The sequence below is a fragment of the Blastococcus sp. SYSU DS1021 genome (genome assembly GCF_054050995.1).
In genome coordinates, this window is record NZ_JBJHAL010000005.1 from 190,037 (window position 1) to 216,982 (window position 26,946).

Below are 26,946 nucleotides of genomic sequence, written 5' to 3' on the forward strand. Positions count from 1 at the left end.
GGGTCACTGCAGGTCGACGAACCGCTCGACATCCCGCGGCCGGCCGGCGATCACGATCGTCGAGCCGTAGGTGAGCACCGTGTCGACGGCGGCGTGCGTGTAGGCCTCGTCGCCCTCCGGCTTGACCGACACCACGGTGACCCGGTGCCGCCTGCGCAGCCCGGTCTCCCCGAGCGGCACCCCGACGATCTCCCGCGGCGGCTTCGTCTTGGCGAACACCCACTGCGGGTCCAGCTCCACCCAGTCCAGCAGCCGGCCGGAGACCAGGTGCGCGACGCGCTCGCCCATCTCGTGCTCGGGGAACACCACGTGGTGGGCGCCGATCCGCTCCAGGATCTTGCCGTGCTGGCTGCTCAGGGCCTTGGCCCAGATGTCGGCGATCTCCAGCTCGACCAGCAGCGACGTCGTCAGGATGCTGGCCTCCAGGTCGGTGCCGATGGCCACGACCACCCGGCGGAACTCGCCCACACCGAGTTGCCGCAGTGCGTCCAGGTCGGTGCCGTCGGCGACGACCACCTGCCCCAGCTGGCCGGAGAGCCGCTGGACGATCTCCGGCCGGTGGTCGATCGCCAGCACCTCGGTGCCGCCGCCGGCCAGCTCCGTGGCCAGGGCGGTGCCGAACCGGCCCAGCCCGATCACGGCGACCGGGTCCCTGTGACTAGCCAACGATGGTCCTCTCCTCGGGGAGCTGGTAGGGCCGGGCGCGGTCCCGCAGGGCCAGGCCAGAGGCCAGTGTGAGCGGGCCGATCCGGCCGACGAACATGAGCAGGACGACGAGCAGCTGGGCGCCCGGCGGCAGGGCCGCGGTGATGCCCGTGGAGAGGCCGACGGTGGAGAACGCCGAGACGGTCTCGAACAGCACCTGCTCGAAGGAGAAGTCGGTCAGCGCCTCCATCGCGAACGTGGCGACGGTGACCACCCCGATGCCGAGCAGCGCCACCGCCAGCGCCTGCCGCTGGTTCGTAGGGGGCACCCGGCGGCGGCCCACCTCGACGTCGACGTCCCCGCGCAGCTCCGCCCAGAGCACGTAGGCCAGCAACCCGAACGTCGTCACCTTGATCCCGCCAGCGGTGCCGGCGCTGCCCCCGCCGATGAACATCAGCGCGTCGGTGAGCAGCAGCGTCTCCGGCTGCAGCGCGGCGATGTCGAGGTTGTTGAACCCCGCCGTGCGCGGCATCACCCCGGCGACGAAGGCCGCCATGACGGTGTCGCCGAACCCGAGCGGACCGAGCGTCCGGGGGTTCCGCCACTCGGCGAGCAGGTAGCCGGCCGTGCCGACGACGAGCAGCGCGGCCGTGACGATCACCGTGATCCGGGTGAGCACCGACCAGGTCCGCGGCCGGCGCCATGACCGGACCAGCTCGAACACGACCGGGAAGCCCAAGCCGCCGACGATGACCGCCGCCGCGATCGTCAGGCTCACCCAGGGGTCGCCGACGTAGCGCACCAGGCTGTCCGCGTGGAGTCCGAAGCCGGCGTTGTTGAATGCCGAGATCGCGTGGAACACCCCGCTGTACAGGGCTGCGGGGGCCGGCTGGTCGTAGCCGAGGGCGAACCGGGTGGTCAGCACCGCCGCCGCCACCGCCTCGCAGGCGAGGCTGAACAGCACGACCCGGACGATCACCCGGCGCACGTCGGCCGCCGACAACGACTTGGTCTCGGCCTGCGCGATCAGGCGTGCGCGGAGACCCAGCCGCCGGGAGAGCAGCAGCGCGACCAGGCTGGCCAGGGTCATGATCCCCAGCCCACCCGCCTGGATGAGCCCCAGGATGACGGCCTGCCCGAAGCCGGACCAGTAGGTGCCGGTGTCCACGGTCACCAGCCCGGTGACGCAGACGGCGGAGGTCGCGTGGAAGAGCGCGGTGAGGAGGTCGGCGCGGCCGGGCCCCGGCGTCGCCAGCGGCAGCGACAGCAGCGCGGTGCCCACGGCGATCGCGAGCAGGAACGCTCCGGCGATGACCCGCCCCGGGTGCCGGAAGCCCCGGGCGATGGCCCGCTGGGGCACCGGTGCGCGGTAGCCCTGCGTCACCGCGGTCCTCCCGTCAGCGCCTCCGACGGTCGGTGGGCGAGCCACCTTCGCACACCGCCCGTGGGCTTCTCACGCAGCCGGTCCGGCGGGTCATCCGGCCCGGCCGCTCAGCGCCGGACGCGCCGGCCGGCCGCGGCGACCGCGCCGCCCACCGCGAGCCCGGCCAGCACGTCCCCGGGGTAGTGCACGCCGACGTGCACCCGCGAGTAGCCGATGGCCAGCGCCAGCGGGGCGAGCCCGGCTCCGGCCGCGGGTGCTTCCAGGGCCAGCCCGGTGACGAAGGCAGCGGCCGAGCCCGAGTGCCCGCTGGGGAAGGACAGGCTCCCCGGTTCGCGGCACAGCCGGCGTTCGGTGCGCAGGTTCGCCAGGTCCGGGCGCACCCGGCCGAACGTCGGCTTGAGGACGGCGTTGACCACCGCGCTGGTGACCAGCATCGACCCCACCCCGCGGACGGCGCCGCGCCGCAGCCGGCCGGGGCGGCCGCCCAGCGCGAGCGCGAGCAGCAGCCACAGCTTCCCGTGGTCAGCCGCGGCCGAGAGGTGGCGCAGCCAGCGGTCGGCCGGGGTGGTCGGGAACCCGCCGATCCAGGCGTGCAGCCGCGCGTCGACGTCGCGGGGGATGGGCACGACCGGACGCTAGCCGCCGCGTCGATGATCAGCCCACCTGATCGTTCCGGGTCCTGGCTCGGTGTCGATGGTGAGCCAGGACCCCGAATGACCAGGTCACCTGATCATTCGGGGCGGGGTCAGGACTTCTGGCGGGCCCGGTAGGCGGCCACGGTCGAGCGGCTGGCGCAGGTGTTGGAGCAGTAGCGGCGGCTGGCGTTGCGCGAGGTGTCGACGTAGACGTCGTCGCAGCCCTCGGCCGAGCACACGCCCAGGCGCTGCCAGCCGTGCTGCACCACCACCTGCGACAGGCCCATCGCGACCGTCGTCGTCAGCTGCTCGAGGGCCGGGGCGTCGGGGCGGGCGTAGTGCAGGTGCAGGTCGCCGTCGTGGTCGGTGGCGTAGGGACGGGGCCGGGCCAGCGCCAGCAGCTCGTTGAGCCGGGCGAGGACGTCGGGCTGCGACTCGGCCAGCGCGACGGCGCGCACCAGCTGCGCCGTGGCGGCGGCCTTCTGGGCGTCGGCCGGCGTGAGGTCCAGCGAGGTGCCGGGCGTGAACCACTCGTCGTGGGCCGCCAGGAAGCGCGCCATCCCGTCCTCGGGCGCCAGGTCGGCGTTGGCCAGGGAGATAGCCAGCTCGACCGCGGTCGACCCGTAGGTGTCGTAGTCCAATTGACTCCCTACTCATCTGTCCCTAGTCTCGGGACTGCGTAGGCGGTCAACGCTCTTTGACCGCCTACTCTTCCTTCCCCTGCAGTGCGAAACGAGTGCAAGCGTGCGTGCCTACCTCGCCGTCTGGCGGCTTCCCTCCGCCAAGGTGCTCCTCCTCGCCGGCTTCGCCGGCCGTCTGCCGTCGTCCATGGTGCCGCTCGCGCTGCTGCTCATGGTGCAGCAGCAGACCGGTTCCTACGCGATCGCCGGCCTGGCCGCGGCCACCCTCGGCATCGCGTCGGCCGTGATGGCGCCGGTCCTCGGCCGCCTCGCCGACCGGAAGGGACCCCGCCGCATCCTGCTCGCGCAGTCGGCGCTCTACCCGCTGCTGCTCGCCCTGCTGGTGGCGGTGACCCTCGGCGGCGCGCCGGACACCGCCGTCGTGGCCGCCTCCGCCCTGGCCGGCGCCAGCACGCCGCTGGTCTCCGGCACCGTCCGCGCCCTGTGGTCGCGCACCGACCCGCGCGTCCGCTCCACCGCCTACGCCCTCGACGCCACGGCCACCGAGCTGGTGTTCGTCGTCGGCCCGACGCTGGTCGCCGCGCTGGCGGTGCTGGCCGCGCCGGCGTGGGCCGTGGGGCTCGCCGGCGCGCTGGCCGTCGTCGGCGCGCTCGGCGTCGCCCGTGCCGCCCGGTCGTGGGTGCCCGCGGCGGCGCCCACCGCCGGCCTCTTCAGCACCGTGCTCGCCCCCGGCATGCCCCGGGTGCTGCTCAGCGGATCGGCCGTGATGCTGGGGTTCGGGGCGCTGGAGGTCGCGATCCCGGCGTTCGCCGGCTCCACGGGCTCCCCGGGCCTCTCGGGGGTCCTGCTGGCGGTCTGGTCGCTGGGATCGGTCGCCGGTGGCCTGTGGTTCGGGGCGCGGGTGATGAGTGCGTCGCTGCCCCGGCAGTACCGCTGGCTGCTCTTCGGCGTCACGATCGGCCTCGCGCCGCTGGCCTGGGTGTCCAGCCCGTGGGCGCTGGGCGTGCTGCTGTTCCTCGGGGGGACGGCGATCGCGCCGACCCTGACGGTGCAGAACTCGCTGGTCGGCTCGCTCGCGCCGGTGCACGCCACCACCGAGGCGTTCACCTGGCTCTCCACGATCACCGTCGGCGCCTCGGCCATCGGCGCGGCCCTGGGTGGTGCGCTGATCGAGACGTCGTCCGGGGTGCCGGGGGCGCTCCTGCTGGCCTGCGCCGGGGCGGCCGCCGCCGTCGTCGTCACCCTCGTGCCCGGCCGCAGCCCGCTGGCCCCCACCCGCTCGCGGGAGACGGTCGCCGCCTGACTGCTGCGTCGAGTGCGACGAACTCGTGGTGCTCGCGGCCTGGTGGCCACGAGCTCGTCGCACTCGTCCGTGCGGCCTGGCGCGGCACCCCCCGGGAGACCCGGGCCCGGCGGCGCTGGTAGTCTCTCTCCTCGGTGGTTACGAGGTGACTCGAGCCCCGGGAGGCTTCGCCTAGTCCGGTCTATGGCGCCGCACTGCTAATGCGGTTTGGGTTAATCCCCATCCCGGGTTCAAATCCCGGAGCCTCCGCGCACGACAACTGAACACAGGCACCCGTAGCTCAACGGATAGAGCATCTGACTACGGATCAGAAGGTTAGGGGTTCGAATCCCTTCGGGTGCACGTCTGGTTGAGACACCGACCTGCGCGTTTCCCCGACGGGGGAGGCGCGCAGGTTCGTTTCCAGGGTCGGGTGGGCGCAATGTGGGCGCATCTTGTCGGTGGCCCGGTGCACCCTCGGTGTCATGGGCGATTCTCAGGCTGGCGACCACCTCGATGCGGCCGCGGCGGCGACTACCGGGGTGATCGCCCAGCTGGCTCTCGGGGCGGGTCCGTTGGGCGTGGTGGCTGGAGGCTTCGCGCCGGTTCTTGCGTCAGCCGTCCATCGGCGTTGGAGAGCGAAGGCTAACGAGGCGCTAGCTGTCGCAGCGGACATCCTTGACACGGGGCTGGACATCCTCGATGAGCGGAAACCTGGCTATGACGAGCGCCTAGAGCTGACCGCACGGGTGATCGAGGCTGCCGCGCGAGCCACCATCCCAGCCAAGATTCAAGCGCTCGGGCAGGTGCTGGCCGACGGACTTGGCGACGAGGGTGCAACCGGCGAGGCGCTAGTGCTGGCATCCGCGCTGGCGGTCCTTGAGGGCCCGCACGTTGTCGTCCTTGAGTACGTTCACGCGAGTCCTGTGCCGCCTGAACACATGCTCGATACCGAGACCAAGGCCATTGTCGGCTGGCAGGCGGATCACTTGGCGCAAGCCTTGCCCGCTTTGAGGGATGTCGTTGACGGCCTGGTGGCTGTGCTCGGCGGCCAGGGCCTCCTCAGGGATGCCAGCGGAACGAACTACGCAAGCTTGGCCGGTGCTCCCGTCTGGCAGATTACGAGCCTGGGCGAGCGATGCTTGTTCCTGCTCGGTCTCTCTACCTAGCTGCCTGAGTCAGGCGGTCGCCCGTGGGCGTACCAGCGACTCCGCCGCCTCGGCGGCCGATCGGCCGACGCCCGGCAGCAGGTGGCTATAGGTGTCCACCGTCACGCGAATTGAGCTGTGCCCCATGCGCTTGCTCACGACGGCGATGTCCGCCCCGGCGGCCAGCATCAGCGACGCCGCCCCATGGCGGAGGTCGTGCAGGCGGACCGCCCGAAGGCCGGCGGCGGTGGTGAGCCGGGTGAACACCTTGGTCACCTGTGAGGGTGCGAGGTCGGTGCCGTCCTCGCGCGCGAATACCCGGCCGTTGTCGGTGTAGCCCTCGGCCCAGGTGTCCCGCTCGGCGTCCTGCACAAGCCGGTGGGCCAGCAGCGCCCCGATGGTCCGCTGACCGATGTCCACCCGACGGTCCTCGCCCGAGCGCGTCTTCGGCTTGCCCTCCACCGCCTTGCCGCCGACCTCTACGAGCTGGGAGCGCACCGTGATGACGCCATGCTCTAGGTCTACGTCCGCCCACCGTAGGGCGACGGCCTCACCCCGACGCAGGCCAGTGAATGCCATCACCTCGAACAGGGCTCCGAGTCGGTGCCCGGCGGAGTGGTCGAGGAACGTGGCCAGCTCGGTGCCCGACCACGGCTCCACCTTGGCGGGGCGGACGGACGGCAGGGACACGTCCGTCGCGGCGTTGTAGGGCACCAGGCGGGCCCGGCGAGCCGACGATAGCGCCGAGCGCAGGGTGGCGTGAATCCGTCGCATCGTGGTGGCACCTCGACCTGCCACGCGGAGGTCGCGCATCAGCTTCTCAACGTGCCCGGGCCGCAGGTCTCCAAGTCGGACGTGGCCGAGCGCTGGGACGATATCTCGCTCGACGTAGCGGCGGTACATCACCGCCGTGGAGGCACGCAGACCGTCGGCCTCGCGATTTGCGAGCCAGGCCGCCAGGTAGGCTCCGACCGTCTGGCGGCCGTCGTGGCGGTGGTCGCCGGTGTTCGCGGCGTGCAGGACGGCGGCCAGTGCGGCGTCCGCCTCGGCCTTGGTCGGGAACCCGCCCTTGCGCTGTTCCCTGCGTCGGCCAGAGGCATCCCGCCCGACGTCGGCGCGGTAGTACCACGAGCCGTGCCCGCGTTCGCGGCCGAGCCGAGGGCAGGAGGTGAGCAGCTTTCCGGCATTGTCGCGGCAGCCGCAGCGACGAAACGTGGAGCCCTTCATGGCGGCGCCCTCTCGGTCAGCGACGGTCGTCGCGAATTTGGTAGATCCGTTCGCGGCTGACTCCGGCGGCCGCTGCGATGGCGGTGACGGAGGTCCCGCAGTCGATCGCCTCGCGGATGGCCTTCCGCCACTCGTCGTCCGCCACCTGAAGCGCTCGTCGGCGGTCCGCCAAGCGTTTGCTTGCGCGCCGGACCCTGCTCAAGTCCTCACCGGCCATGCTGCAGTAAAGCGCGCTTCACAATAGCTGTCAAGCGTGCTTGCCGGTGTGTATGACATACACGCTGGTCAGAGGGTTGAAGCCTTACGGCAAGTGCTGCAGGGTGTGGTAACGTGATAGCAAATAGGCGGGTCCACGGGCATCCAGGCAAGCGCCGTGGCAGGCATATCCCCGACCTGGCGGACGGCGCAATGGGGAACACCGGGTAACGCCCGGGGCGTCGAGCGAACCCTTCGAGGCGCGGAACGCGCGAGCGTTCGACCGGCCGGGCGCGCACCCGGAACCGCAGGCCACGGACACCGTGGCCGGATGGGGAGCCCGTAGTGCGGGCGGGGGCCATCGAGGATCACACCCTTGTGGAGCCGTCATGGCCGCGACCTGCACAACCACAACCATCGACTTGGCGAACTTGCCGCCGGTCATCGACATGTACCCCGACGCCGCGCGCGTGCTCGGTATCGGCCGCACGACCGCCTACGAGTTGACTCGGCGGGGGCAATTCCCGGTCCCGGTGCTGAAGGTCGGCGGCCGCTACCGCGTGGTGTCCGCTCATCTGCGTGAGCTGCTGGGAGTGCCGGCATGAACGCCGGGGACCGCACCCGTGAGGGCACGATCCCCGATGTCGGTGGGCCTGGCAGCTCCAGCGACAAGATTACCGCCGAACACGCCCGCGATGTGTTCGCACCGCGTGGCCTCACGGCGGCTGACGCCGAGCGGTTCGGCGCCTACTCGGTCACCGCACCCGAGGAGCTGCCTGAGGAGTTTCGGGCTGGCCGTTTCGCCACCATCCCCGGACTCGTCTTCCCGTGGCGCTCACCGTCCGGGTACGCGGTGCTTCAGTACCGGCCAGACGAGCCGGTTAGCAACTCAGACGGCGTGCCGGTCAAGTACGTATTCCCCATCGATTCAGGCATGGTGCTCAGCCGCCTGCGGGACGACGACGGGATCGGGCCGATCCTGCTCTCCGAGGGGACCATGCAGAGCATCGCGGCGGCAGTCCATGCCCCGAGAGAGTTTGCGGTCTACGGCCTTCCGGGCTGCTGGGGATGGCGAGACGGGGGCACCTCGGTTGCCATCCCTGACTTGTCCGTGGTGGACGGCCGAGAAGTCATCGTTGCGCTGGATGCCGACGCCGCGAGCAACCTCAACGTCTACAACGCGGGGATGGAACTGAAGGACGCGCTGGAGGTCCAAGGAGCGACCAACGTGCGCTTTCTTCGGCTCGCCGGCGCTGGCAGGAAGGCGGGGCTGGACGACTACCTCGCCGCCCAGCCCGCCGACCGCCGCGCGATCGTCTTGGCCCGGCTGATTGAGAGGGCGGGCACCAAACCCGCCGACGCCAGGCCGAAGGCCAAGCCAAAGAAGGCGAGCGCCAGCGAGTTTTTCAGCGACACCGGCAGCCTCCGGGCCGAGGCGCTGTCCGTCGCGGTGGTGGAGCGGCACCCGGCCGCACTCACCGAAGAGCGCCGCGTGGCGCTGTACCTAGACGGCGCCTATCGGATCGACGGCGCCGCCCTCATCGGCAGCGTGGCCCGGCTGCTGGGCGACGAGTTCCGTCCCTTGCATCGGTCCACGGTGGAGGAGTTCCTGGTCGGCCGGCTCTACAACGACGGGCGCGTCCTCCCCACCCACATCGACCGGCCGCTGCTCAACGTGCGCAACGGGATGCTCGACCTGGCCACGGGCGAACTGCTGCCGCATCACCCCGCCTACCTGTCGTCGGTGCAGTTCCCGGTCACCTGGGATGCCGACGCCACCGCTCCGACGTACGAGCGCTGGCTGGGCGAGGTGATCCCTGACCAGGCCGACGATCTGGAGGAGGTCGCTTCGCAGATGCTCGACCCGAGCCAGACGCCCACAAAGGCGGTGTTCCTGTACGGGCCGTCCCGGTCCGGGAAGTCCACCTTCCTGCGGCTGATGCAGGCGATGGCCGGGACGGAGAACACCTCCGCTGTGACGCTCCACCAGCTCTCTACCGACCGATTTGCGGCGGCCAACGTCTTCGGCAAGGCGCTGAACGTGGCCTCAGACATGAAGGCCGCCGACGTGGAGGACGTGTCGATCTTCAAAATGATGACCGGCAATGACCCTGTCCAGGCCAACCGGAAGTACGGGTCGCAGTTCACCTTCCGCAACCGGGCACTGTTCGCCTTCGGCGGCAACTCTCTGCCGGCGGTGGCCGAGTCCAGTCGCGCGTACTCCGAGCGCGTCAAGCCGTTCCGGTTCGCGCAGACCTTCGCCGGACGGGAAGACCCGGCCATCGAAGCGGCGATGGTTCGGGAGCTGCCCGGCATCCTCGTCCGCTGGGTCAAGGCTTGGCAGCGTCGGGAGGCTCGGGGGGCGTTCCTTCCCACCGTGACCGCCGTGCGCGAAGAGTTCGAACTCGGCTCCGACCGGGTGCGTCTGTTCGTCGCTTCCTGCTGCACCGTCCACCCGTCCGGGACGGCAACGGTCCCGGCCGACCAGATGGCGACCAAGAGCGTCCTGCACCGGGCGTTCATGCAATGGGCCGACGACCAGCGCGGTGGGGGCATGGGGCAGGTGAAGTTCGTCGAGCGGCTGTCAACCATCGCGGGCGTTCGTGACGTGCGGGCTGAGAAGACGAAGGCGCGCGGCCTCAACGTCACAGTCAAGCCTCAGGGGCAGTGGGGCCAGGAGGATGAGGATGAGGATGGGGACCGGGCGGGGCCGCCGGTGGCAAAGGTGGCAACTCTCACCTACCCCATGCCCGACGCTGAAGCTCGTCCCTCCATCAAGAGCACCGATGAAGAGCGTGTTTCCTGGGGTGAGCAGGGTGGGGGGAACTTGCCACCTCTGCCACTTTCCCCTCCCTGCCCGTTCTGCGATGCGCCAATGCTGGTCAGCGAGGGCGGGTCTGGCGTGGACTGGCTGTGTGAGTACTACGACGACGGATCCTGTGACGGCTGGCTCCCGATTTGCAGCACGTTCCCGCTGCACGCCGAGGCGGCATGACGTCTGGACGGCGAGAGCGAGCTGTATCGGGCCGGGCTGACCGCCTCCGGGAACGCCACCTCTCTTCGCTGTAGCGAAGCCGTGTGCGGAAGAGCCCGCCTCGCGAGCCAGGCCGTCTCTTGTGCTCCCAGCTGCGCCCACTCCGCGCCCATTCAGCGTGTTGTCGCTGGTCAGCTGCGCGTCCGCTGATACCGAATCAGACGCCCCCGAGGGGAGGGCCCTCCCCTCGGGGGCGCCGTTGCGCCCCGCAGCGCCCTGCTTCCCAGGTTCCGTACGACTCTGGGCTTCCGCCTGGGAAGGGCGTCCAATCCCAGCTACGTCACTCCGCCAGTGCCACTTTCCTGCGTGTCCCTGTTCGCCCCGAGCGGGAAGTCCGTGGACCTAGGTCTCGTGCTCCCGTCTCATGCGCTCCCAGGCGGCTTGCATCTGCTGGTGGGGCACGTCCGTGCCTTGGACGTGGATAACAGCTCCGCGCCACGGCTCCTCAGCCGGAAGGCCGTCTGGGGTGACTGCGATGGGGCGGCCCGAGCGATCGATGAGCGTGCGTATGCGGATACCTCGACGGCGAGCCGCACGACGCACCCGCTGTCAGAAGGAGGTGCGGGTCAACCGCATCGAAATGCCGGCGACGGCGGCGGGGGTGAGGCGGCCCCCGGTCCGCACCTGCATGGACCGCGGCCACGACATGCCTCCGCGCTGACCGTCACGCCTCCACGTGGGTCATGGCCTGCACCCCGACGGAGGCATGTGAGCGTCGGCCAGTCCCCGACCTGGTGGCGGTCGGCGACGAGTGCCCGCGCCTCGCTGAAGGTGAGGGCGTTGACCATCCTCGGCCGTCGATGTGACCGGCGTCATTAGTCTCGTCGCCATGCCCTTTTACAAGTTGACCGTCAACAGAGGACCGGTTCTCAGCGAGTACCACTCGGCCGACGACAAGGCCGCGATCACCTCGGCCGTAGAAACGATCGCGCGACACAAACGGGACGAAGGGGGAGTGGAGAGCTACGAGCTGTATCGCCGGGCCGCCGACGACGACGCCGCCGACGAGGACCGATGGGACCTCCTGTGGGGAGAAAAGCCGCTTCACAGCGACGACGGCGAGTAGACGGTATGAACCACGCTGGTATGCGACGGGCGGCACGGGGTCTACAGGAGGCGCTAGTGCGCTGGGAGCCGACCCGGTTGAGCTTGGATGTCGACGACATGCTGATCGCCACGACCGAGGTGCTGTGGTGGGCGATGGCCCTCGATGACCGGCTGGAGATGGATTCGCCCGGATATAAGGATGACCGAGCGGCAGGGGCCGTTGCCGACACGGTTCTCGGCCTTCGGCACGCAAGAAACCGACTGGGCCACCAGCTCGCCGACGCGATCCGCGTCAGTCACGGAGGATTCGTGACGCCGGTCGTGGCCCCGATCGTCACCCACGAAATGTATTGGGTGGACCGTGAGGAGATCGACCTAGGGGCAGACAGGCGCGGTACGGAGGCGGGCGAAGCCTACGGGGGCGCGCTGGCCAACCGCCTGGTACGGCTCACCGTGCCGGCGCTCACCGACTGGCTGTTGCATCGGCCGGAGCTTGCGGACTAGCGGCCGGCGAGCCTGTCACTTCCTGCGTGTCACTTGCGCCGGGGAGGACCCGCCGTCGGCGTGGCTGATCCGCCGCGCCTATGCGTAGACGCGGACGTCTTCGTTGACGCCCGTACCGACCCCCGCACGGGGACGGAGCGGGAGGCTGCATCGCTGTTGACCAAGCCGCAGGCGGGCGACATGGACAGCCGCTAGATCGGGTTACGGACCGTGATCTTGGATTGGCCACACAGGTCACAGAACGGTCAAACTGTCGCAAGGTTGGCCCACAGTTGCCGTAGATGGTCCAGGGAGGTGACGCGGCGTGGAGGACGACGAGCTTGGCCTGTACCTGGGCGGCCACCTGGGAGTCATCGACGCGCGGGCGCTCCAGGCGGGGCTGTCGGCGATCCTGAAGCTCCTGGGAACGCCGCCCGGTGGTGGGGCGGCGGAGAACGTGTGGGCGCTGAGTGCGCTGCAAGCAGGGAGCGCGGCGGTCGCCGTGCGCCCCGGCGGCGCCGTGACGCAGGAGTCAACCGACCGGTTCCGCGACATCGTGCGGGGCATCGGTCAGCTCGACCGGCGAGCCGGCGAGCCCGACGGCTGGTCGCCAATCGACATCGAGCATCTCCTGGAACTGCGCCGCATCACCGGGATGGCAGGCGTCGAGAGCGCTTCCCTGTGGCTCAACGATCCCGACCGCCAAGTGGACCTCCGCGGGCCGGTGCTAAACAACGCGGCGGCGTCCATCGCCGAGAGGACCATCTCCATCGGCTCGGTCCGAGGCCATCTCAATGTCTACGACGGCCGGAAGAAGCGGCCGCGGGTCGCTCTAACCGACGAGGCGACCGGCCGCTCCATCCGCATCACGTTCCCCCCGGAGAAGCGGGTGGACGTCATCCCATACATCGAGCGTGACGTCATGGTGTGGGGCGAGCTGCGCCGCAATGCCGAGGGCCGCGTGCTGTCCGTCTCCGCCGAGGGCATCGAGGCTCTAAAGCGGAGGCCAGCGGAGCCGGTCCGCAACCTGCGCGGGCTCTTCGGTCCTGAGTGGACAGCCGGGCTGGACTCTGACGCCTTTGTTGACGAGCAGCGGCGTGGCTGATCCGCCCCGCGTATGCGTGGACGCGGACGTCCTCGTTGACTTCCTTACCGACGCTCCCGGCTACCCCGAGCGGCTGGACGGTGCGCGGTGGTTGCTGGAGGACGCGGTGGAGCGAGGGACGGTCAAGCTCGTTCTGCCCGCCTCGGTCATCGCCGAGACGTGCGGCAACAGAGCCATGCGCCCTCAGGCGGCGCGCGACCGCGAGGTCCGAGCCGAGCGGGTCCAGCGGTTCCTCAAATGGGTGCGCGACAGTCGCGCGCTTGTCGTGGACATCGACCAGCGAGTTGCCGAGCGGGCGGTTGAGTTGGCCCAGGAACACGAGCTGAAGGGCGGCGACGCGATGGTTCTCGCCGCCGCGCTAACAGCGGGGTGCCTGGTCCTCTACACCTGGGACAACGGGTTGCTGAAGACCAACGGGCGGGAGGGCATCAGTCCCATGCTCGTCGTGGGGCCGCAGCGGCAGCTTCCGCCGCAGACCGAGATCGACGTCCACGAGACGACCCGAAATGCGGGCGGGCGGTGACCCGTTCCGTGGGCGCATGGTGGGCGCGAACCGCCCAGGAATCGCCGATAGGGCTTGGCACTCATCCGCAACCCTTGACTCCGCTGACCAGCACAAGAAGCAGTGGCTGACACGCGGCGACATCCGCCCGCACGGGCTGGGTCTGACTACGGATCAGAAGGTTAGGGGTTCGAATCCCTTCGGGTGCACGTCTGGTTGAGACACCGATCTGCCGCGCCGCCCCGACGGGGGAGGCGCGGCAGATTCGTTTTCCGCCCGCCGCCGCGGCGCTCCGGGATGCGCTCAAGCCAGCCCGGCGCGGTTCCGACGCATGCCTCGTGACTAGTTCCCGCCGCCGTCTGCGCGTGACCGATCCCCTCGTCGTCGGCCTGCTCGTCCTGCTGGCACTCGTCGGCCGGCGGGCCGAGCCCCGGGGTCACGTCGACGTCCCTCCGGGTCCGACGGTCGACCACCGGGCGGCGCCCCGATGGCTGTACCCGGTGCTGGGCGCGGGTGTCGTCGGCGCGGTCGCCGTCGCCGCGCTGGTCGCAGCCCAGGACCCCGAGCAGGGGGTGAGCATCTTCGGCACCGTCGTGCTCGGGGCCATGGCTGCCTGGAGCGCGTTCGGTCTGTACGTCACCAGCACCCCCGCGCCGCCCGGCAAGGGCTGGCTCGTGTGGGCGATGCGGGGCGCGATCCTCACGGCGAGCGCGGTGCTCGCCGTGGGCCTCTGGCGAGAGCTGGACGCCGGATCGCGCTCGGACCGGGTGTCGATCGTGGTCTTCGGCGTCGGCATCGTGGTCGCGGTCGTCATCGACGTCGTCCAGGCCCGCCGGAACCGCTGACCCGCGACCCGGGACCAAGATCAGGGAGCGGTTCAGGGGTTTCCCTGATGTTCGCTCCTGCCTCCTCCGGAAGTCTCTCCGCCGGCGGGCCGCGCCCCCATGGTTGGGCCGCCCCGGCCCCGTGACCAGCAGGTTGGCCTGCGGACACCCGTACTCGGACAGGAGACGATGATGGATGGATCCCGCAACCTCGCGGGGCGGGTCGGACGCTGGAGCGCCCGGCACCGGAAGACGGCGGTGCTCGGCTGGCTGGCCTTCGTGGTGGCCGCCGTCGCACTCGGCTCGTTCGTGCCGCAGGCCCAGCTGACCTCGGCCGAGCAGACCCTCGGCGAGCCCGCCCGGGCCCAGCAGATCCTCACCGACCACGGCTGGGAGGAGCCGGCCGCGGAGATGATCCTGGTGCAGCGCGACGCCGACGTGCCCGAGGCCGCCGCCACCGCCGCGCTCACCGACCTCGTCGACCGGCTGCGAGGCACCCCCGAGGTCACGAACCTGGTCAGCCCGCTCGACGGCGCCCCGCTGGTCTCCGCCGACGGTCGCTCCGCCCTGGTCACCTTCGACCTCGCCGGCGACCCGGGCGACGCCGCCGAGCAGATCGCCCCCGTGCAGGCCGCGGTCGCCGCGGTGGCTGCCGAGCACGACGACGTGCGCGTCGAGCAGTTCGGCGGCACCAGCGCCGACGTCGCGTTGAACGAGACCCTGGACGCCGACTTCCAGCGCGCCGAGCTGCTCTCCATCCCGATCACGCTGGCGGTGCTGCTGCTGACCTTCGGCGCGCTGGTCGCCGCCCTCCTCCCGCTGGTGTTCGCGCTGACGGCTTTCGTCGGCGCCCTCGGGCTGCTCAGCCTCACCAGCCAGATCTGGCACGTCGACCAGACCGCGCAGATCGTCATGCTGCTGATCGGCCTGGCCGTCGGCGTGGACTACTCGCTCTTCTACCTCAAGCGGGAGCGCGAGGAGCGGGCCAAGGGCGCCGGCCCGGTGAACGCCCTCGACATCGCCGCCGCGACCTCCGGGCACTCGGTGCTCATCTCCGGCATCACCGTCATGGTCGCGATGGCCGGCATGTTCCTCACCGGCTTCTCGGTCTTCACCGGCGTCGCCTCCGCCACCATCCTGGTCGTCGCCTGCTCGGTGCTCGGCTCGCTCACCGTGCTGCCGGCGATGATGGCGTGGCTCGGTGACCGGGTGGAGAAGGGCCGGCTGCCGTTCCTGCGCCGGCGCGCCGCCGACCGGCCCGGCCGCTTCTGGCCCGTCGTCCTCGGGGCGGTGCTCCGCCGGCCGCTGGTCGCCGCCGTCGTCGCCGGTGGTGTCCTCGTCGGGCTGGCCGTCCCGGCGGCGTCGATGGACCTCCGTGCCGAGGGCGTCCAGGACCTGCCGCAGGACCTCGCGGTGATCCAGACCTACAACCGGATCACCGAGGCGTTCCCCGGCGGACCCTCACCGGCCGAGGTGGTCATCGAGGCGCCCGACGTCGCCGCCCCGCAGGTGCAGGCCGCGATCGCCGAGCTGCGCGAGCGCGCCCTGGCCAGCGGGGAGATGAACGAGCCGATCGCCGTCGAGACCAACGAGGCCGGCACGGTCGCCGTCGTAGGGGTGCCGCTCACCGGCGACGGCGAGGAGCAGGCCTCCCGCGACGCCCTCGCGACCCTCGCCGACGAGATCGTGCCCGAGACCGTCGGCGCGCTGGACGGCGTGACCGCGGTCGTCAGCGGCGGCACGGCCTACTCGGTGGCCTTCGACGAGCTCATGGCCGAGCGCACCCCGTGGGTGTTCGGCTTCGTCCTGGTGCTGGCCTTCCTCCTGCTGCTGGTCTCGTTCCGCTCGGTGACCGTCGCGATCACCGCGATCGTGCTCAACCTGCTGAGCGTGGCCGCTGCCTACGGCGTGATGGTGCTCGTCTTCGAGGAGGGCATCGGCGCCGGCCTCATCGACCTCGACCGGACCGGGGCGATCGTGAACTGGATCCCGCTGTTCCTGTTCGTCATCCTCTTCGGCCTGTCGATGGACTACCACGTGTTCATCCTCAGCCGGATCCGCGAGGCCCGGGACCGGGGGCTCGCCACCCGGGACGCCGTCGCGCAGGGCATCACGTCCTCGGCCGGGGTCGTCACCAGCGCCGCGGTGATCATGGTGTTCGTCTTCCTGACCTTCGTGACGCTGTCGATGACGAGCATGAAGCAGATCGGGCTGGGCCTGGCGGTGGCGGTGCTGCTGGACGCCACCGTGGTCCGGGCGCTGCTGCTGCCCGCGGTGATGCAGCTGCTCGGCGAGCGCAACTGGTACCTGCCGCGGTGGCTGGGGTGGCTGCCGACCGTCCGGCACGAGCCGGCCGGCGAGCTGCCGGCCGTGGTGCCGGTCCCGCGGCCGGCGCCTGCGGCGCCGCTGGTGCCGGCGGGGGACTGACCGCGTTCGCTCCCCGCTCTGGGGGTCGAGCACGCGCTCCGGGGGTCCTGCAGGGCCCGCAGATCGCGAACTCGGCCCCCAGAGCTGCGTTCGGGGCGGAGGCGGCTCTTTGCGATTGTGTGACAGATCGGTCCGCCGGCTGGCACTTCGCACTTCGCGGGGTACCGAGGAACACGGGTCCGCTCCGCGTGGGCGCCGCCGTTGTCGCCTGTGCCGAGGAGTTCCGTGTCGCCCCGTCCCGTCTCCGGAGGTCTGCCCCTGCCCGGGGTCGAGGAAGCGCCCGCCCGGCGCCCTCGCCGGTGGCGCGCGCTGCTGGGCCTGGCGATGGCGGTCGTGCTGGCCGGTGCGCTGCTCGCCGGCTTCGCCCTGCCGCTCGTAGGCGGCGCCACTCTCGCCACCCGCGCCGGCACCGACCTGATGCGCCCCGTCGACGACGAACTGCTGGACCGCACCCCGGCCGGCAACACCCGCATGCTCGCCGCGGACGGGTCCCTCATCGCCGAGTTCTACCGGCGCAACCGCACGGTGGTGCCCTCCGAGGCGATCGCCCCGGTGATGAAGGACGCGCTCGTCGCGATCGAGGACAGCCGGTTCTTCGACCACAGTGGCGTCGACGGCAAGGGGCTCGCCCGTGCGCTGGTCCGCAACATCTCCGCCGGCGAGGTGGTCGAGGGCGGCTCGACGCTGACCCAGCAGCTGGTCAAGCAGATCCGCCTGCAGTCGGCCACCGACCCCGACAGCCGGCAGGCCGCCACCGACGAGAGCGTGGCCCGCAAGCTCCGGGAGGCCCAGCTGGCCCTCGCCCTGGAGCAGGACTACACCAAGGACGAGATCCTCACCCGGTACCTCAACCGGGTCTACTTCGGCGCCGGTGCCTACGGGGTCGCCGCCGCGGCCGAGACCTACTTCGGCGTGGCGCCGGACGCACTGACCCTCGCCCAGGCGGCCACGCTCGCCGGCCTGGTGCAGAGCCCCGCGCAGTACGACCCGTTCGTGGCCCCCGACCGGGCCACCCAGCGCCGCGACGTCGTCCTCGCGCGCATGGCGGAGCTCGGGATGGCCGATCCCGCCGCGGTCGAGGAGGCCCGGAGCGAACCGGTGGTCCCCACGCCCGGCGAGGGGCCACCGCGGGGCTGCCAGGAGGCCCGGATCGGCGGCTTCTTCTGCGACTACGCCATGAGCTACCTGACCGGCACGCTCGGGCTCGACGAGGAGGCGATCGAGACCGGCGGGCTCACCATCGAGACGACGCTGGACCCCGCCGTGCAGCAGGCCGGGGACGCCGCCGTCCTGGCGACCCTGGCGCCCGACGACCCGCGCGCGGGCATCTACACGGCCGTGGAGCCGGGCACCGGCCGGGTGCTGGCGATGTCGGTCAACCGGACCTACGGCGCCGACGAGGGCGACCCCACCCAGACGATGGTCAACCTCAACGTCGCGGCCGGGCAGGGCACCGGGTCGACGTACAAGGTCTTCACCGCCGCCGCCGCGCTCGAGCAGGGTCTCGGCCTGGAGCACCGCATCACCACCTCCGACCCCTACGAGTCGACGGTCTACCGGGACGGCGACGGCCCCTACGACGTCGAGAACGCCGGCCGCTACCGGGCGACGCTGGACATGGAGCAGGCGCTCTACATGTCCTCCAACACCTACTTCCTCGCGTTGTCCGACCAGCTCGGCAGCGTGGAGGCGCCGGTGCGCATGGCCCAGCGCCTGGGCCTGCGCTCCCTCGACCCCGTCGCCGACCAGATCGTCGCCGAGAACCGCGGGTCGTTCACCTTCGGCGCCGAGGCCACCAGCCCGCTGGACCTGGCGAACGCCTACGCCACGCTGGCCGCGAGCGGTACCCGCTGCGAGCCGATGCCGGTGCAGCGCGTGCTCGACCGCTCCGGGGAGCCGGTGCTGGGCGAGGACGGGCAGCCGCTCGGTGGCCCGCGCTGCGAGGAGGTCGTCGCCCCCGGGCTGGCGAACACGCTCAACCAGGCGCTGCGCAAGGACGTCGAGCCGGGCCACCCCGGGCAGACCGGCCGCCGCGCGTACGTGCCGGGCCACCAGATCGCCGGCAAGACCGGGACGACGCAGGACAACTTCTCCATCGCGTTCGTCGGCTACACGCCCCAGGTCTCGGCCAGCGTGATGGTCTACAACCCGGTGGAGAACCAGGACGTCGGCGGCTTCGGCGGCGGCAAGGGTGCCCAGATCTGGCACGACGCCATGCAGCCGGTCCTGAGCACCCGGGAGCCGGTGCCCTTCCCGCCGGCCGACCCGCAGTTCGTGGAGGGGACCCGGGCCGGGGTGCCCGCCGGCTGCCCCGGCCGGTCCGCCGCCGGCTGCCGCCAGCTGCTCGCCGCCCGGGACCTCGGTGCCTCGTTCGTCCGCGTCAGCAGCGCGCTCCGCCCGGGCACCGTCGTCGGCGTCGACCCCGCGCCGGGCACGCTCCTCCAGCGCGGTGACACGGTGACGGTGCTGGTCAGCAACGGCGCCCGCTGGAACCCGCCGCGCCCCACGCCGACCCCGGCGCCGCGGCCCGCGCCCGAGCCGTCCCCGGCCCCCGCTCCGCCGCCGCCACCCGCGCCCAGCCCGGAGCCGCCGCCTCCGCCGCCGAGCCCGGAGCCGCCGCCTCCGCCGCCGAGCCCGGAGCCGCCGCCTCCGCCGCCGAGCCCGGAGCCGCCGCCTCCGCCGCCGAGCCCGGAGCCGCCGCCTCCGCCGCCGACGAGGCCGGAGCCGCCGCCTCCGCCGCCGACGAGGCCGGAGCCGCCGCCTCCGCCGCCGACGAGGCCGGAGCCGCCGCCTCCGCCGCCGAGCGAGCCCGACCCGCCGACGGAGCCGGAGACGCCGACGGAGCCGGAGACGCCGACGGAGCCGCCCGCGGAACCGCCGACCCCGGAGACGGCGGACCCCCCGCCGGACGCGGTGCAGTAGGAGTGGGGGCGGGGGGCCGGTCCTGACGGTCTGGCCGCGTTGGTCGGTCTACCCAGCAGTGGGTAGCCACTGTTTCCCGGCTGCCCCCGCCCGGTTCCCACTGTGACCCAGGCCACAGGCGGCGTCAACCCGCGGCGCCGGAGCGTCCGTCAGCCGACGCGGCGCAGGACCTCCGGCGTCAGCTGGTCGACGGCGGTGTGCCCGGTCAGCCCCAGCGTCAGGTCGAACTCGCCGACGACGTCCTCGACGACCTGCCGCACACCCGCCTCGCCGGCCAGCGCGAGACCCCAGGCGAACGGCCGGCCCAGCAGCACCGCGCGGGCACCCAGGGCGACGGCGGTGAAGACGTCGGCGCCGCTGCGGATGCCGCTGTCGAGCAGCACCGGCGCCCGGTCGCCCACGGCCGCGACGACGTCGGGCAGCGCGTCGAGCGCGGCGATCGACCGGTCGACCTGGCGCCCGCCGTGCGTGCTCACGACCACGCCGTCCATGCCCTCGTCCAGCGCGCGCCGCGCGTCGTCGGGGTGCAGCACGCCCTTGAGCAGGATCGGCAGCTTCGTGCGGGAGCGCAGCCAGGCCAGGTCGGCCCAGCTGATCGACGGCCGCGAGTAGATGGCCATGAAGGTCTCCACGGCCGCGCGGGGCAGCGGTGAGCGCAGGTTGTCGCGGAACGACCCGGGCCAGGCCCGCGCCATCGTCACCAGCGCCTTGACCGCCGCCGGGGTGGGCCGGGGCTGTGGTTCGCGGGGGCCGGCGGCCGCGGCGCGCTCCTCGACCAGGCGGCGGAACACCGGGTCGGAGGTGTACTGCGCGATGCCCTTGCCCAGGGCGAACGGCAGGTGCCCGAGGTCGAGGTCGCGCGGGCGCCAGCCGAGCATCGTCGTGTCGAGGGTGACCACCAGGGCCTCGCAACCGGCGGTCTCCGCCCGGTGGACCAGGCTCTCCACGAGCTCGTCGGACGTCGACCAGTACAGCTGGAACCACCGCGGCGACCCGCCCATCGCGGCCGCGCACTCCTCCATCGACCGCGAGCCCTGGTTGGAGAAGACCATCGGCACGCCGGTGGCGGCGGCGGCGCGGGCGACGGCCAGGTCGGCCTCCGGGTGCACCAGCTCCAGTGCGCCCACCGGGCCGAGCAGCAGCGGGGCGGGGAGCCGGCGCCCGAACAGCTCCACCGAGGTGTCGCGGACGCTCGCGTCGCGCAGCACCCGCGGCACCACGGCCCACCGGTCGAACGCTGCCCGGTTGGCCCGCTGGGTCACCTCGTCGCCCGCTCCGCCCGCGACGTAGGCGTAGGCGCGGGCGTCCAGGGCCCGCTTGGCGCGCTCCTGCAGCCGCCGGACGCCGACCGGCACCCGCGGGGAGTGGCCGTACACCCCGGCCCGGTACACCTCGTTCTGCCGCCGTCGGCCCGCACCCGCTTCGTCCACGCGGTCACCGTAGTGACCCCCCTCACGGCGGCAGGAGGAGGGGCGCGGTCGCGCCGGGGCTCGTTGCCTGGTCCGCACCCGGTCCTGGCCGACCGGAGGCCCGGGGCGCGTGGTGGCGGGCGCCGGGGTGGCGAAGTCCCGTGGGTGAGGAGCGGGGGATCCGGGTAGTGCCCGAGCTCGCCGGAATGACGAACGGGCGTCCGGCGGTTCCCCCGAACGGGGGGACGGCGGGTCGATCCAGACACGCCGCACGACACGCCCGACACGCGCGTAACGGGCTAGCAACGAAGCGTCACTTCCGTCATCATCTGGAACTCGAGTGCATCGCAAAGGGGAGAGCGGGCTGAACGGCAGCTTCGAGCGGATCACCGGGCAGACGCGGACGACGTCGGCCCGGGTGGTCCGCGGCGCCCTCCCCGCCGGTGTCGTGACCGGCCTCCTCGTCGTCCTGCTCGGCCTCGCCGTCTCCACGGCCGCCCCCGCGCAGGCGCTCGACGACCCCACCCGGCCCGACGCCCGCGTCACCCACGGCCCCAGCTGCCACCCGGGCGGGATCGTGGTGGAGGTCGTCGCCGGCACCGCTCCCTACAGTGTGCGCCTGGCCACCACCCGGACGCCGTCCGGTGAGGACGAGGCCACGCTCGCGCCCCTGGGCAGCGTGGTGCTGCGCACCGACGACGTCGCCCCCGGCGAGACGATCGACCCGCGGCTGGAGTTCACCGCGCGCGACGGGTCGGGCCGGACCTACGTCGACGAGCTGGCGGACTACACGCTCACCCGGCCCACGGTCGAGGACTGCCAGGTCGCCCTGTCTCCGCCGCCGCCCCCGCCGGCGCCGCCGACGGCCACGGTCGAGCCGTCCGAACCGGCGCCCACGACCAGCGGCGCCCCGACCACCGGCGGCCCGACCACGGGATCCACCCTCCCGGGGACCACCGCGCCGCGGACCCCCGGCACCACGACGACGCCCGGTTCCCCGCCGAACACGGGCACCCCGACGGGCTCCGGGACCACGACCACGGGCACCCCGACGCGCACCTCCGGCGACGTCGGGGCGTTCGCGGCGGGCGGACCGGGCGGCGGCCTTCCCCAGGTCCAGCCCGGTGGCACGGTGGTGCTGCGCGGCGCCGGCTTCAACCCCGGGGAGCAGGTGAGCATCGTGTTCCACGGCGGCGAGACCGTGCTGGCCACGGCGACCGCGAACCTCGCCGGCGAGGTCCGCGTCGACGTGCGCATCCCCGAGGGCGCCGCGGCGGGCCCCGCCACCCTCGACCTGGTGGGCGCCGACTCCGCGGTGCGGACCGGCGTCGCCCTACAGGTCGCCGCCGCCGTGGAGGAGGCCGCGCCCGCCCGGGGCGTGGTGTCGCTGGCCTCCCTGGCGGTCGCCGCGGTGGCGCTCGTGGCCACCGCCGGCGGGCTGGTCTCGGTCGCCGGGCGCCAGCACGCCGGGCGGCGCGCCGTGGGCTCGATCTCCGCCGTCTGAGTTCGGTTTCACCGGCGCGTGATCCGGGGAGTCTGAGCGGGTGCCACGGTCCGAGGACGCGCTCGCGCGCGGTGTCCCCCGGGATGCTGCCGCTCTTCCCGGAGTCGCTCCCCGCCCCGCCGAGACCTGGTTGCGCATCGTGCAGGTGCACGACCGCATCACCCGGCGGGTCGACTCGGCGCTCCACTGCCACCACGACCTCTCCCTCACCGGCTTCGAGGCGTTGCGCCGCATCGCCGAGTCGCCGGGGGAGCGGGCCTCCATGGGGGAGGTGGCCGAAGCGGTCGGCCTCTCCCGGCCCGGGGTCACCAGCACCATCAACCGGCTGGTCGCCCAGGGACTGGTCATCCGCGAACGGGTGGAGGCCGACAAGCGGCTGCTGCACGCCCGGCTGACCACCGCGGGGCGGGAACGGGTGGCCGCGGCCCGCACCACGCACGACGAGCTCGTCGCGCACCTGCTGAGCCTGCTGGGTGACGACGCCGCCGTCGTCACCGATGCCCTCGCACGGGTCTCGGCCGCCACCCGCACCCGCCGCTGACCCGTCCGTCCGGACGCTGCCGGCCCGCGTACGGTGCCCCCTATGGGTGCCCAGCGTGATCCAGCCCACGTCCGCACCGGCCGCGCGGGGGTGGTGGCGTGAACGGCGCCCGCGCCCTCATCCGCACGCTCGTGGACGGCGGGGTCGACGTCTGCTTCGCCAACCCGGGCACCTCGGAGATGCACTTCGTCGCCGCGCTCGACGCCGTTCCCGAGATGCGGGGCGTGCTCTGCCTGTTCGAGGGCGTGGCCACCGGGGCCGCGGACGGCTACGGCCGGATGGCCGACCGGCCGGCCGGCGTCCTGCTGCACCTCGGCCCGGGTCTCGCCAACGGCCTGGCCAACCTGCACAACGCCCGCCGCGCGGCGACGCCGATGGTCGCCGTCGTCGGCGACCACGCCGGGTACCACAAGGAGTACGACTCCCCGCTGGAGTCGGACATCGACGCGCTCGCCGGCACGGTGTCGGCGTGGATGCGCCGGTCCGGCCGGGCGGCGGACGTCGGAGCCGACGCGGCGGAGGCGATCGCCGCCGCCCGCACGGCCCCCGGCGGGATCGCGACGCTCGTCCTGCCCGCCGACGTCTCCTGGTCCGAGGGCGCCGAGCCCGCCGCGGCCCCGGAGCCGGGCAGGCCGCGGGCGGTGCCGGACGACGTCGTCACCCGGCTCGCGGGGCTGCTGACCTCCGGTGAGCCCTGCGCGGTCCTCGTGGGCGGAGCGGCGACGCGGGCACCGGGGCTGCGGGCGGCGAGCCGGGTCGCCCGTGCGACCGGCGCCCGGCTGCACTGCGAGACCTTCCCGGCCAGGCTGGAGCGCGGGGCGGGCCTGCCGCCGGTCGAGCGCCTGCCCCGGGCCGGGCAGCAGGTCGCCCAGCGGCTGGCCGGCGTCCGGCACCTCGTGCTCGCCGGCGCCCGGCCGCCGGTGGAGTTCTTCGCCTACCCCGACCGGCCCAGCAGCCTGGTCCCCGAGGGGTGCCAGGTGCACGTGCTCGCCGAGGGCGCGGACGACGTGGTCGACGCCCTGGCCCGGCTCGCCGACCTCGTCGGCCCGGCGGAGGAGCCGGAGGAGCAGCCCCTGGAGCGGCCCGACCTCCCCACCGGCGCGCTGACCCCCGACACCGTGGGCGCGGTGCTCGGCGCCCTCCTGCCGGAGGGGGCGATCGTCGTCGACGAGGGGGTGACGTCGAGCCGGCAGATGCCGGTGCCGACCACCGGGGCGCCGCGCCACGACTGGCTCACCCTCACCGGCGGCGCGATCGGGCAGGGGCTCCCGGTCGCCACGGGTGCGGCGATCGCCCGCCCCGGGCAGCGCGTCGTCTGCCTGGAGGGCGACGGCAGTGCCATGTACACCATCTCGGCGCTGTGGACGCAGGCCCGGGAGTCGCTCGACGTGACGACGGTCGTGTTCAGCAACCGCTCCTACCGGATCCTCGAGGGGGAGCTGCGCAACGTGGGGGCGGAGGCCTCCGGGCCGCGGTCGAGGGACCTGCTGGAGCTGGCCCGGCCGGACCTCGACTTCGTCGCGCTGGCCGCCGGGATGGGCGTGCCCGGCGGCCGGGCGACGACCGCGGAGGAGTTCGCCGCGCAGTTCCGCCGGGCGATCACCGAGCCCGGACCGTACCTGATCGACGTCGTCCTCCCGGTGCCCTGACCGAGTCCGGATCGTTGTCTTTTCGGGGCGCTGGCCACTCACCCCTGTGCTTGTATCCAGGTGATCCGGACCACCGCCAGGCGTGTCCGGCGGAGCGATCAACGGCGATCGTTGGGGGAGAGACATGCGCATCTCGTCAGGCATCGCGGCCGTCGCGCTGGTCGGACTCGTCGCCGCGTGCGGCGGGGACGACGGCGGCTCCGGCACCACCGGCGAGGACGGCGGTGGCGCGGCGTCCTACCCGACCGAGTCGATCCGGATGCTGGTGCCGTACGGCGCCGGCGGGCCCACCGACCTGACCACCCGCACCGTCGGGGCCTGCCTCGAGGAGGAACTGGGGCAGGCCGTGGTGGTCGAGAACCTGCCGGGCGGCTCCGGCGCGCTGGCCACGACCGAGCTCATCGCCGCCGAGCCCGACGGGCACACCCTCTCGCTGGTGACCGCGGGCACCATGGTGCTGACCCCGCTGGCCAACGAGGTGGGCTACACCAAGGACGACATCACCCCGGTGGGGGTCATGGCCGAGGTGCCGTCGGTCCTCGCGGTCGGGCAGAACTCGCCGTACGGCTCCGCGGAGGACTTCTTCGCCGCGGTCGAGGCCCAGCCCGGCACGGTCACCGTGGGCACGCCGGGCGCCTCGACCCCCCAGGCCATCGAGCTGCAGCGGCTGGCCGACGAGCACGGGGTGCAGGTCACCGCCGTCCCCTTCAACGGCAACGCCGAGATGACCACGGCCCTCCTCGGCGGCAACGTGGACGCCGTGCTGATCAACGCCTCGATCGACGTGGTCGAGAACATCGAGTCGGGCGACTTCGTCCCGCTCGTCGCCTCGCCCGAGGAGCGGCTCTCCTGGCTGCCCGACACCCCCACCTTCGCCGAACTCGGCTACGACGGCCTGACCCTCTCCGGCTCGACCTTCGGCCTGGCCGGCCCGGCCGGGCTCCCGGACGACGTCGTCACGACGCTCGAGGAGACCCTGCAGACCTGCCTGGAGAAGCCGGAGGTGCAGGAGCGTATCGGCGAGCAGTACGTCCCGGAGGAGTTCGCCGGCGCCGAGGAGCTCGCCGAGGTCCTCGACCGCACCCAGGAGGTCTACGAGCCGATCCTCGGCTGACCCGATCCCCGCACGACCCACCCCCGACCACCGGAGGAACCCATGCGCCGTACCCGCTCGACCTGGCCCGCGCTGATCGCCGCGTCCGTGCTCACCCTCGCCGCCTGTGGTGGTGACGACGGGGGCGACACCGGCGGAGGGGGCGGTGGCGGCGACGCCGCCGCGTCGGACTACCCGACGGAGAACATCACCCTGATCGTCCCCTACGCCGCCGGAGGCCCGACCGACCTCGCCGGGCGCACCATCGGCAGCTGCATCGAGGAGGAGCTGGGCCAGACCGTCGTCGTGGAGAACCGCGAGGGCGCCTCCGGCTCCGTCGGGATGCAGGCGATGCTCGCCGGTGGGAACGACGGGCACACGCTGTCGCTGATCGCGGTGCCGGCCTCGGCCACCAACCCGCTGCAGCAGGACGTCGGCTACACCAACGACGACTACGTCCCGATCGCCGCCGTCACCGAGATCCCCTCGGCGCTCGTCGTGGGGCCGGACTCCCAGTTCTCCACCGCCGAGGAGCTCTTCAGCTACGCCGAGGAGAACCCCGGCGAGCTCAACGTCGGCGTCCCCGGGACGACGACGTCGCAGGCGATGGAGCTGCGGCGGCTCGCGGAGGAGTACGGCGTCGAGGTCACCGCGGTGCCGTTCACCGGCAACGCGGAGATGACCACGGCGATCCGCGGCGGCAACGTCGACGCCATCTTCATCAACTCCTCGCAGGACGTCCTGGAGAACATCGACGCGGGCGACTTCGTCCCGCTGGCGATCAGCCCGCCCGAGCCGGTCGACTACATCGACGCGCCGACGCTGGCCGAGTCCGGGTACCCGGAGCTCACCAACAGCGTGTCCGTCTTCGGCCTGGCCGCCCCGGCGGGCGTCCCGGACGACGTGGTCTCGACCCTCGAGGAGACGGTCGACACGTGCCTGCAGAAGGACGAGGTGCGTGAGCAGCTCGGCGAGCAGTACGTGCCCGACGAGTTCATCGGCAGCGACGCCTTCTCCCAGCGGATCGACGAGATCGTCGAGGCGTACGGGCCGATCCTGCAGGAGTGAGCCATCCTGTCGCGGGGGGGGGGGGGGGCCCCGCCCCCCCCCCCCCCCCCCCCCCCCCCCCCCCCCCCCCCCCCGCCGCCGCCAACGGGGTGGCCGACCGCGTGGAGGTGCGCCGGGACGACGCCGCCGCGACCGTGCCCGACCGCAGCGTCGACCTCGTGGTCTGCAACCCGCCGTTCCA

The 26,946-nt window shown here is 72.7% G+C and carries 23 protein-coding genes and 3 tRNA genes; 19 read left to right on the forward strand and 7 right to left on the reverse strand.

Features of this window, described 5'->3' with window-relative positions; all coding sequences use genetic code 11:
- Positions 1-3: 3 nt before the first annotated feature.
- The 4 genes from ACI8AP_RS05870 to ACI8AP_RS05885 all read right to left on the reverse strand — a co-directional run bounded on the left by ACI8AP_RS05870 (position 4) and on the right by ACI8AP_RS05885 (position 3,305).
- Positions 4-666 carry a potassium channel family protein gene (locus ACI8AP_RS05870; protein WP_456588398.1) on the reverse strand — a complete coding sequence of 221 codons (663 nt, stop codon included), beginning with the start codon at positions 664-666 and terminating at the stop codon, positions 4-6.
- Positions 659-2,029 (reverse strand): TrkH family potassium uptake protein, encoded by a 1,371-nt coding sequence (locus tag ACI8AP_RS05875; RefSeq protein WP_456588399.1) that lies wholly within the window; start codon positions 2,027-2,029, stop codon positions 659-661. The genes ACI8AP_RS05870 and ACI8AP_RS05875 overlap by 8 nt, the downstream gene beginning before the upstream one ends.
- Positions 2,030-2,136: 107 nt before the next feature.
- The gene (locus tag ACI8AP_RS05880; protein ID WP_456588400.1) at positions 2,137-2,655 is read right to left on the reverse strand and encodes a phosphatase PAP2 family protein; all 519 of its coding nucleotides are present in this window, start codon (positions 2,653-2,655) and stop codon (positions 2,137-2,139) included.
- 119 nt (positions 2,656-2,774) lie between these two features.
- A complete protein-coding gene (locus tag ACI8AP_RS05885; protein WP_456588401.1) occupies positions 2,775-3,305 on the reverse strand; it encodes a CGNR zinc finger domain-containing protein in 531 nt (176 codons plus the stop codon).
- A 103-nt stretch (positions 3,306-3,408) separates the two neighbouring features.
- On the opposite strand from ACI8AP_RS05885, the gene ACI8AP_RS05890 reads away from it, so the two are divergent.
- From ACI8AP_RS05890 to ACI8AP_RS05905, 4 genes are all read left to right on the forward strand, one after another.
- Positions 3,409-4,608 (forward strand): MFS transporter, encoded by a 1,200-nt coding sequence (locus ACI8AP_RS05890; protein ID WP_456588402.1) that lies wholly within the window; start codon positions 3,409-3,411, stop codon positions 4,606-4,608.
- 160 nt (positions 4,609-4,768) lie between these two features.
- Positions 4,769-4,857: transfer RNA gene (locus ACI8AP_RS05895), tRNA-Ser, on the forward strand.
- A 20-nt stretch (positions 4,858-4,877) separates the two neighbouring features.
- A tRNA-Arg gene (locus ACI8AP_RS05900) sits at positions 4,878-4,950 on the forward strand.
- 122 nt (positions 4,951-5,072) lie between these two features.
- Positions 5,073-5,756 carry a hypothetical protein gene (locus tag ACI8AP_RS05905; protein WP_456588403.1) on the forward strand — a complete coding sequence of 228 codons (684 nt, stop codon included), beginning with the start codon at positions 5,073-5,075 and terminating at the stop codon, positions 5,754-5,756.
- 9 nt (positions 5,757-5,765) lie between these two features.
- Here the strand turns inward: ACI8AP_RS05905 and ACI8AP_RS05910 are convergent, their stop codons facing one another.
- The gene (locus ACI8AP_RS05910) at positions 5,766-6,962 is read right to left on the reverse strand and encodes a tyrosine-type recombinase/integrase (protein ID WP_456588404.1); all 1,197 of its coding nucleotides are present in this window, start codon (positions 6,960-6,962) and stop codon (positions 5,766-5,768) included.
- Positions 6,963-6,978: 16 nt separating this feature from the next.
- Positions 6,979-7,107, reverse strand: a complete 129-nt coding sequence (locus tag ACI8AP_RS05915; RefSeq protein ID WP_456588405.1) for a helix-turn-helix domain-containing protein — start codon at positions 7,105-7,107, stop codon at positions 6,979-6,981.
- Positions 7,108-7,546: 439 nt separating this feature from the next.
- On the opposite strand from ACI8AP_RS05915, the gene ACI8AP_RS05920 reads away from it, so the two are divergent.
- The 10 genes from ACI8AP_RS05920 to ACI8AP_RS05965 all read left to right on the forward strand — a co-directional run bounded on the left by ACI8AP_RS05920 (position 7,547) and on the right by ACI8AP_RS05965 (position 19,501).
- Positions 7,547-7,762 (forward strand): helix-turn-helix transcriptional regulator, encoded by a 216-nt coding sequence (locus ACI8AP_RS05920; protein ID WP_456588406.1) that lies wholly within the window; start codon positions 7,547-7,549, stop codon positions 7,760-7,762.
- Complete coding sequence (locus tag ACI8AP_RS05925; RefSeq protein WP_456588407.1) at positions 7,759-10,152, forward strand: phage/plasmid primase, P4 family; 2,394 nt, start codon at positions 7,759-7,761, stop codon at positions 10,150-10,152. The genes ACI8AP_RS05920 and ACI8AP_RS05925 overlap by 4 nt, the downstream gene beginning before the upstream one ends.
- Before the next feature lie 868 nt (positions 10,153-11,020).
- Positions 11,021-11,257: a hypothetical protein gene (locus ACI8AP_RS05930; RefSeq protein ID WP_456588408.1), complete on the forward strand. Its 237-nt coding sequence runs from the start codon at positions 11,021-11,023 to the stop codon at positions 11,255-11,257.
- Positions 11,258-11,313: 56 nt separating this feature from the next.
- Complete coding sequence (locus ACI8AP_RS05935) at positions 11,314-11,742, forward strand: hypothetical protein (RefSeq protein ID WP_456588409.1); 429 nt, start codon at positions 11,314-11,316, stop codon at positions 11,740-11,742.
- Positions 11,743-12,046: 304 nt separating this feature from the next.
- Positions 12,047-12,826: a hypothetical protein gene (locus ACI8AP_RS05940; protein ID WP_456588410.1), complete on the forward strand. Its 780-nt coding sequence runs from the start codon at positions 12,047-12,049 to the stop codon at positions 12,824-12,826.
- A complete protein-coding gene (locus tag ACI8AP_RS05945) occupies positions 12,819-13,349 on the forward strand; it encodes a type II toxin-antitoxin system VapC family toxin (protein WP_456588411.1) in 531 nt (176 codons plus the stop codon). Before ACI8AP_RS05940 ends, ACI8AP_RS05945 begins: the two co-directional genes overlap by 8 nt.
- Before the next feature lie 99 nt (positions 13,350-13,448).
- A tRNA-Ser gene (locus ACI8AP_RS05950) sits at positions 13,449-13,537 on the forward strand.
- Positions 13,538-13,693: 156 nt separating this feature from the next.
- A complete protein-coding gene (locus tag ACI8AP_RS05955; RefSeq protein ID WP_456588412.1) occupies positions 13,694-14,173 on the forward strand; it encodes a hypothetical protein in 480 nt (159 codons plus the stop codon).
- A 168-nt stretch (positions 14,174-14,341) separates the two neighbouring features.
- Positions 14,342-16,579, forward strand: a complete 2,238-nt coding sequence (locus tag ACI8AP_RS05960) for an MMPL family transporter (protein ID WP_456588413.1) — start codon at positions 14,342-14,344, stop codon at positions 16,577-16,579.
- Between the two features lie 225 nt (positions 16,580-16,804).
- Positions 16,805-19,501 (forward strand): transglycosylase domain-containing protein, encoded by a 2,697-nt coding sequence (locus tag ACI8AP_RS05965; protein WP_456588414.1) that lies wholly within the window; start codon positions 16,805-16,807, stop codon positions 19,499-19,501.
- A gap of 149 nt (positions 19,502-19,650) precedes the next feature.
- Here the strand turns inward: ACI8AP_RS05965 and ACI8AP_RS05970 are convergent, their stop codons facing one another.
- On the reverse strand, positions 19,651-20,931 hold the full coding sequence (locus ACI8AP_RS05970; protein ID WP_456588415.1) for an alpha-hydroxy-acid oxidizing protein: 1,281 nt from the start codon (positions 20,929-20,931) through the stop codon (positions 19,651-19,653).
- A gap of 319 nt (positions 20,932-21,250) precedes the next feature.
- Here ACI8AP_RS05970 and ACI8AP_RS05975 point away from each other — a divergent pair, with 319 nt between their 5' ends.
- From ACI8AP_RS05975 to ACI8AP_RS05995, 5 genes are all read left to right on the forward strand, one after another.
- Positions 21,251-22,414, forward strand: a complete 1,164-nt coding sequence (locus tag ACI8AP_RS05975) for a hypothetical protein (protein WP_456588416.1) — start codon at positions 21,251-21,253, stop codon at positions 22,412-22,414.
- Between the two features lie 40 nt (positions 22,415-22,454).
- Positions 22,455-22,955, forward strand: a complete 501-nt coding sequence (locus tag ACI8AP_RS05980) for a MarR family winged helix-turn-helix transcriptional regulator (protein ID WP_456588417.1) — start codon at positions 22,455-22,457, stop codon at positions 22,953-22,955.
- A gap of 98 nt (positions 22,956-23,053) precedes the next feature.
- Positions 23,054-24,604 carry an acetolactate synthase large subunit gene (locus ACI8AP_RS05985; RefSeq protein WP_456588418.1) on the forward strand — a complete coding sequence of 517 codons (1,551 nt, stop codon included), beginning with the start codon at positions 23,054-23,056 and terminating at the stop codon, positions 24,602-24,604.
- Positions 24,605-24,728: 124 nt separating this feature from the next.
- The gene (locus ACI8AP_RS05990; RefSeq protein WP_456588419.1) at positions 24,729-25,718 is read left to right on the forward strand and encodes a tripartite tricarboxylate transporter substrate binding protein; all 990 of its coding nucleotides are present in this window, start codon (positions 24,729-24,731) and stop codon (positions 25,716-25,718) included.
- 42 nt (positions 25,719-25,760) lie between these two features.
- Positions 25,761-26,765, forward strand: a complete 1,005-nt coding sequence (locus ACI8AP_RS05995) for a tripartite tricarboxylate transporter substrate binding protein (RefSeq protein WP_456588420.1) — start codon at positions 25,761-25,763, stop codon at positions 26,763-26,765.
- Positions 26,766-26,946 lie beyond the last annotated feature (181 nt).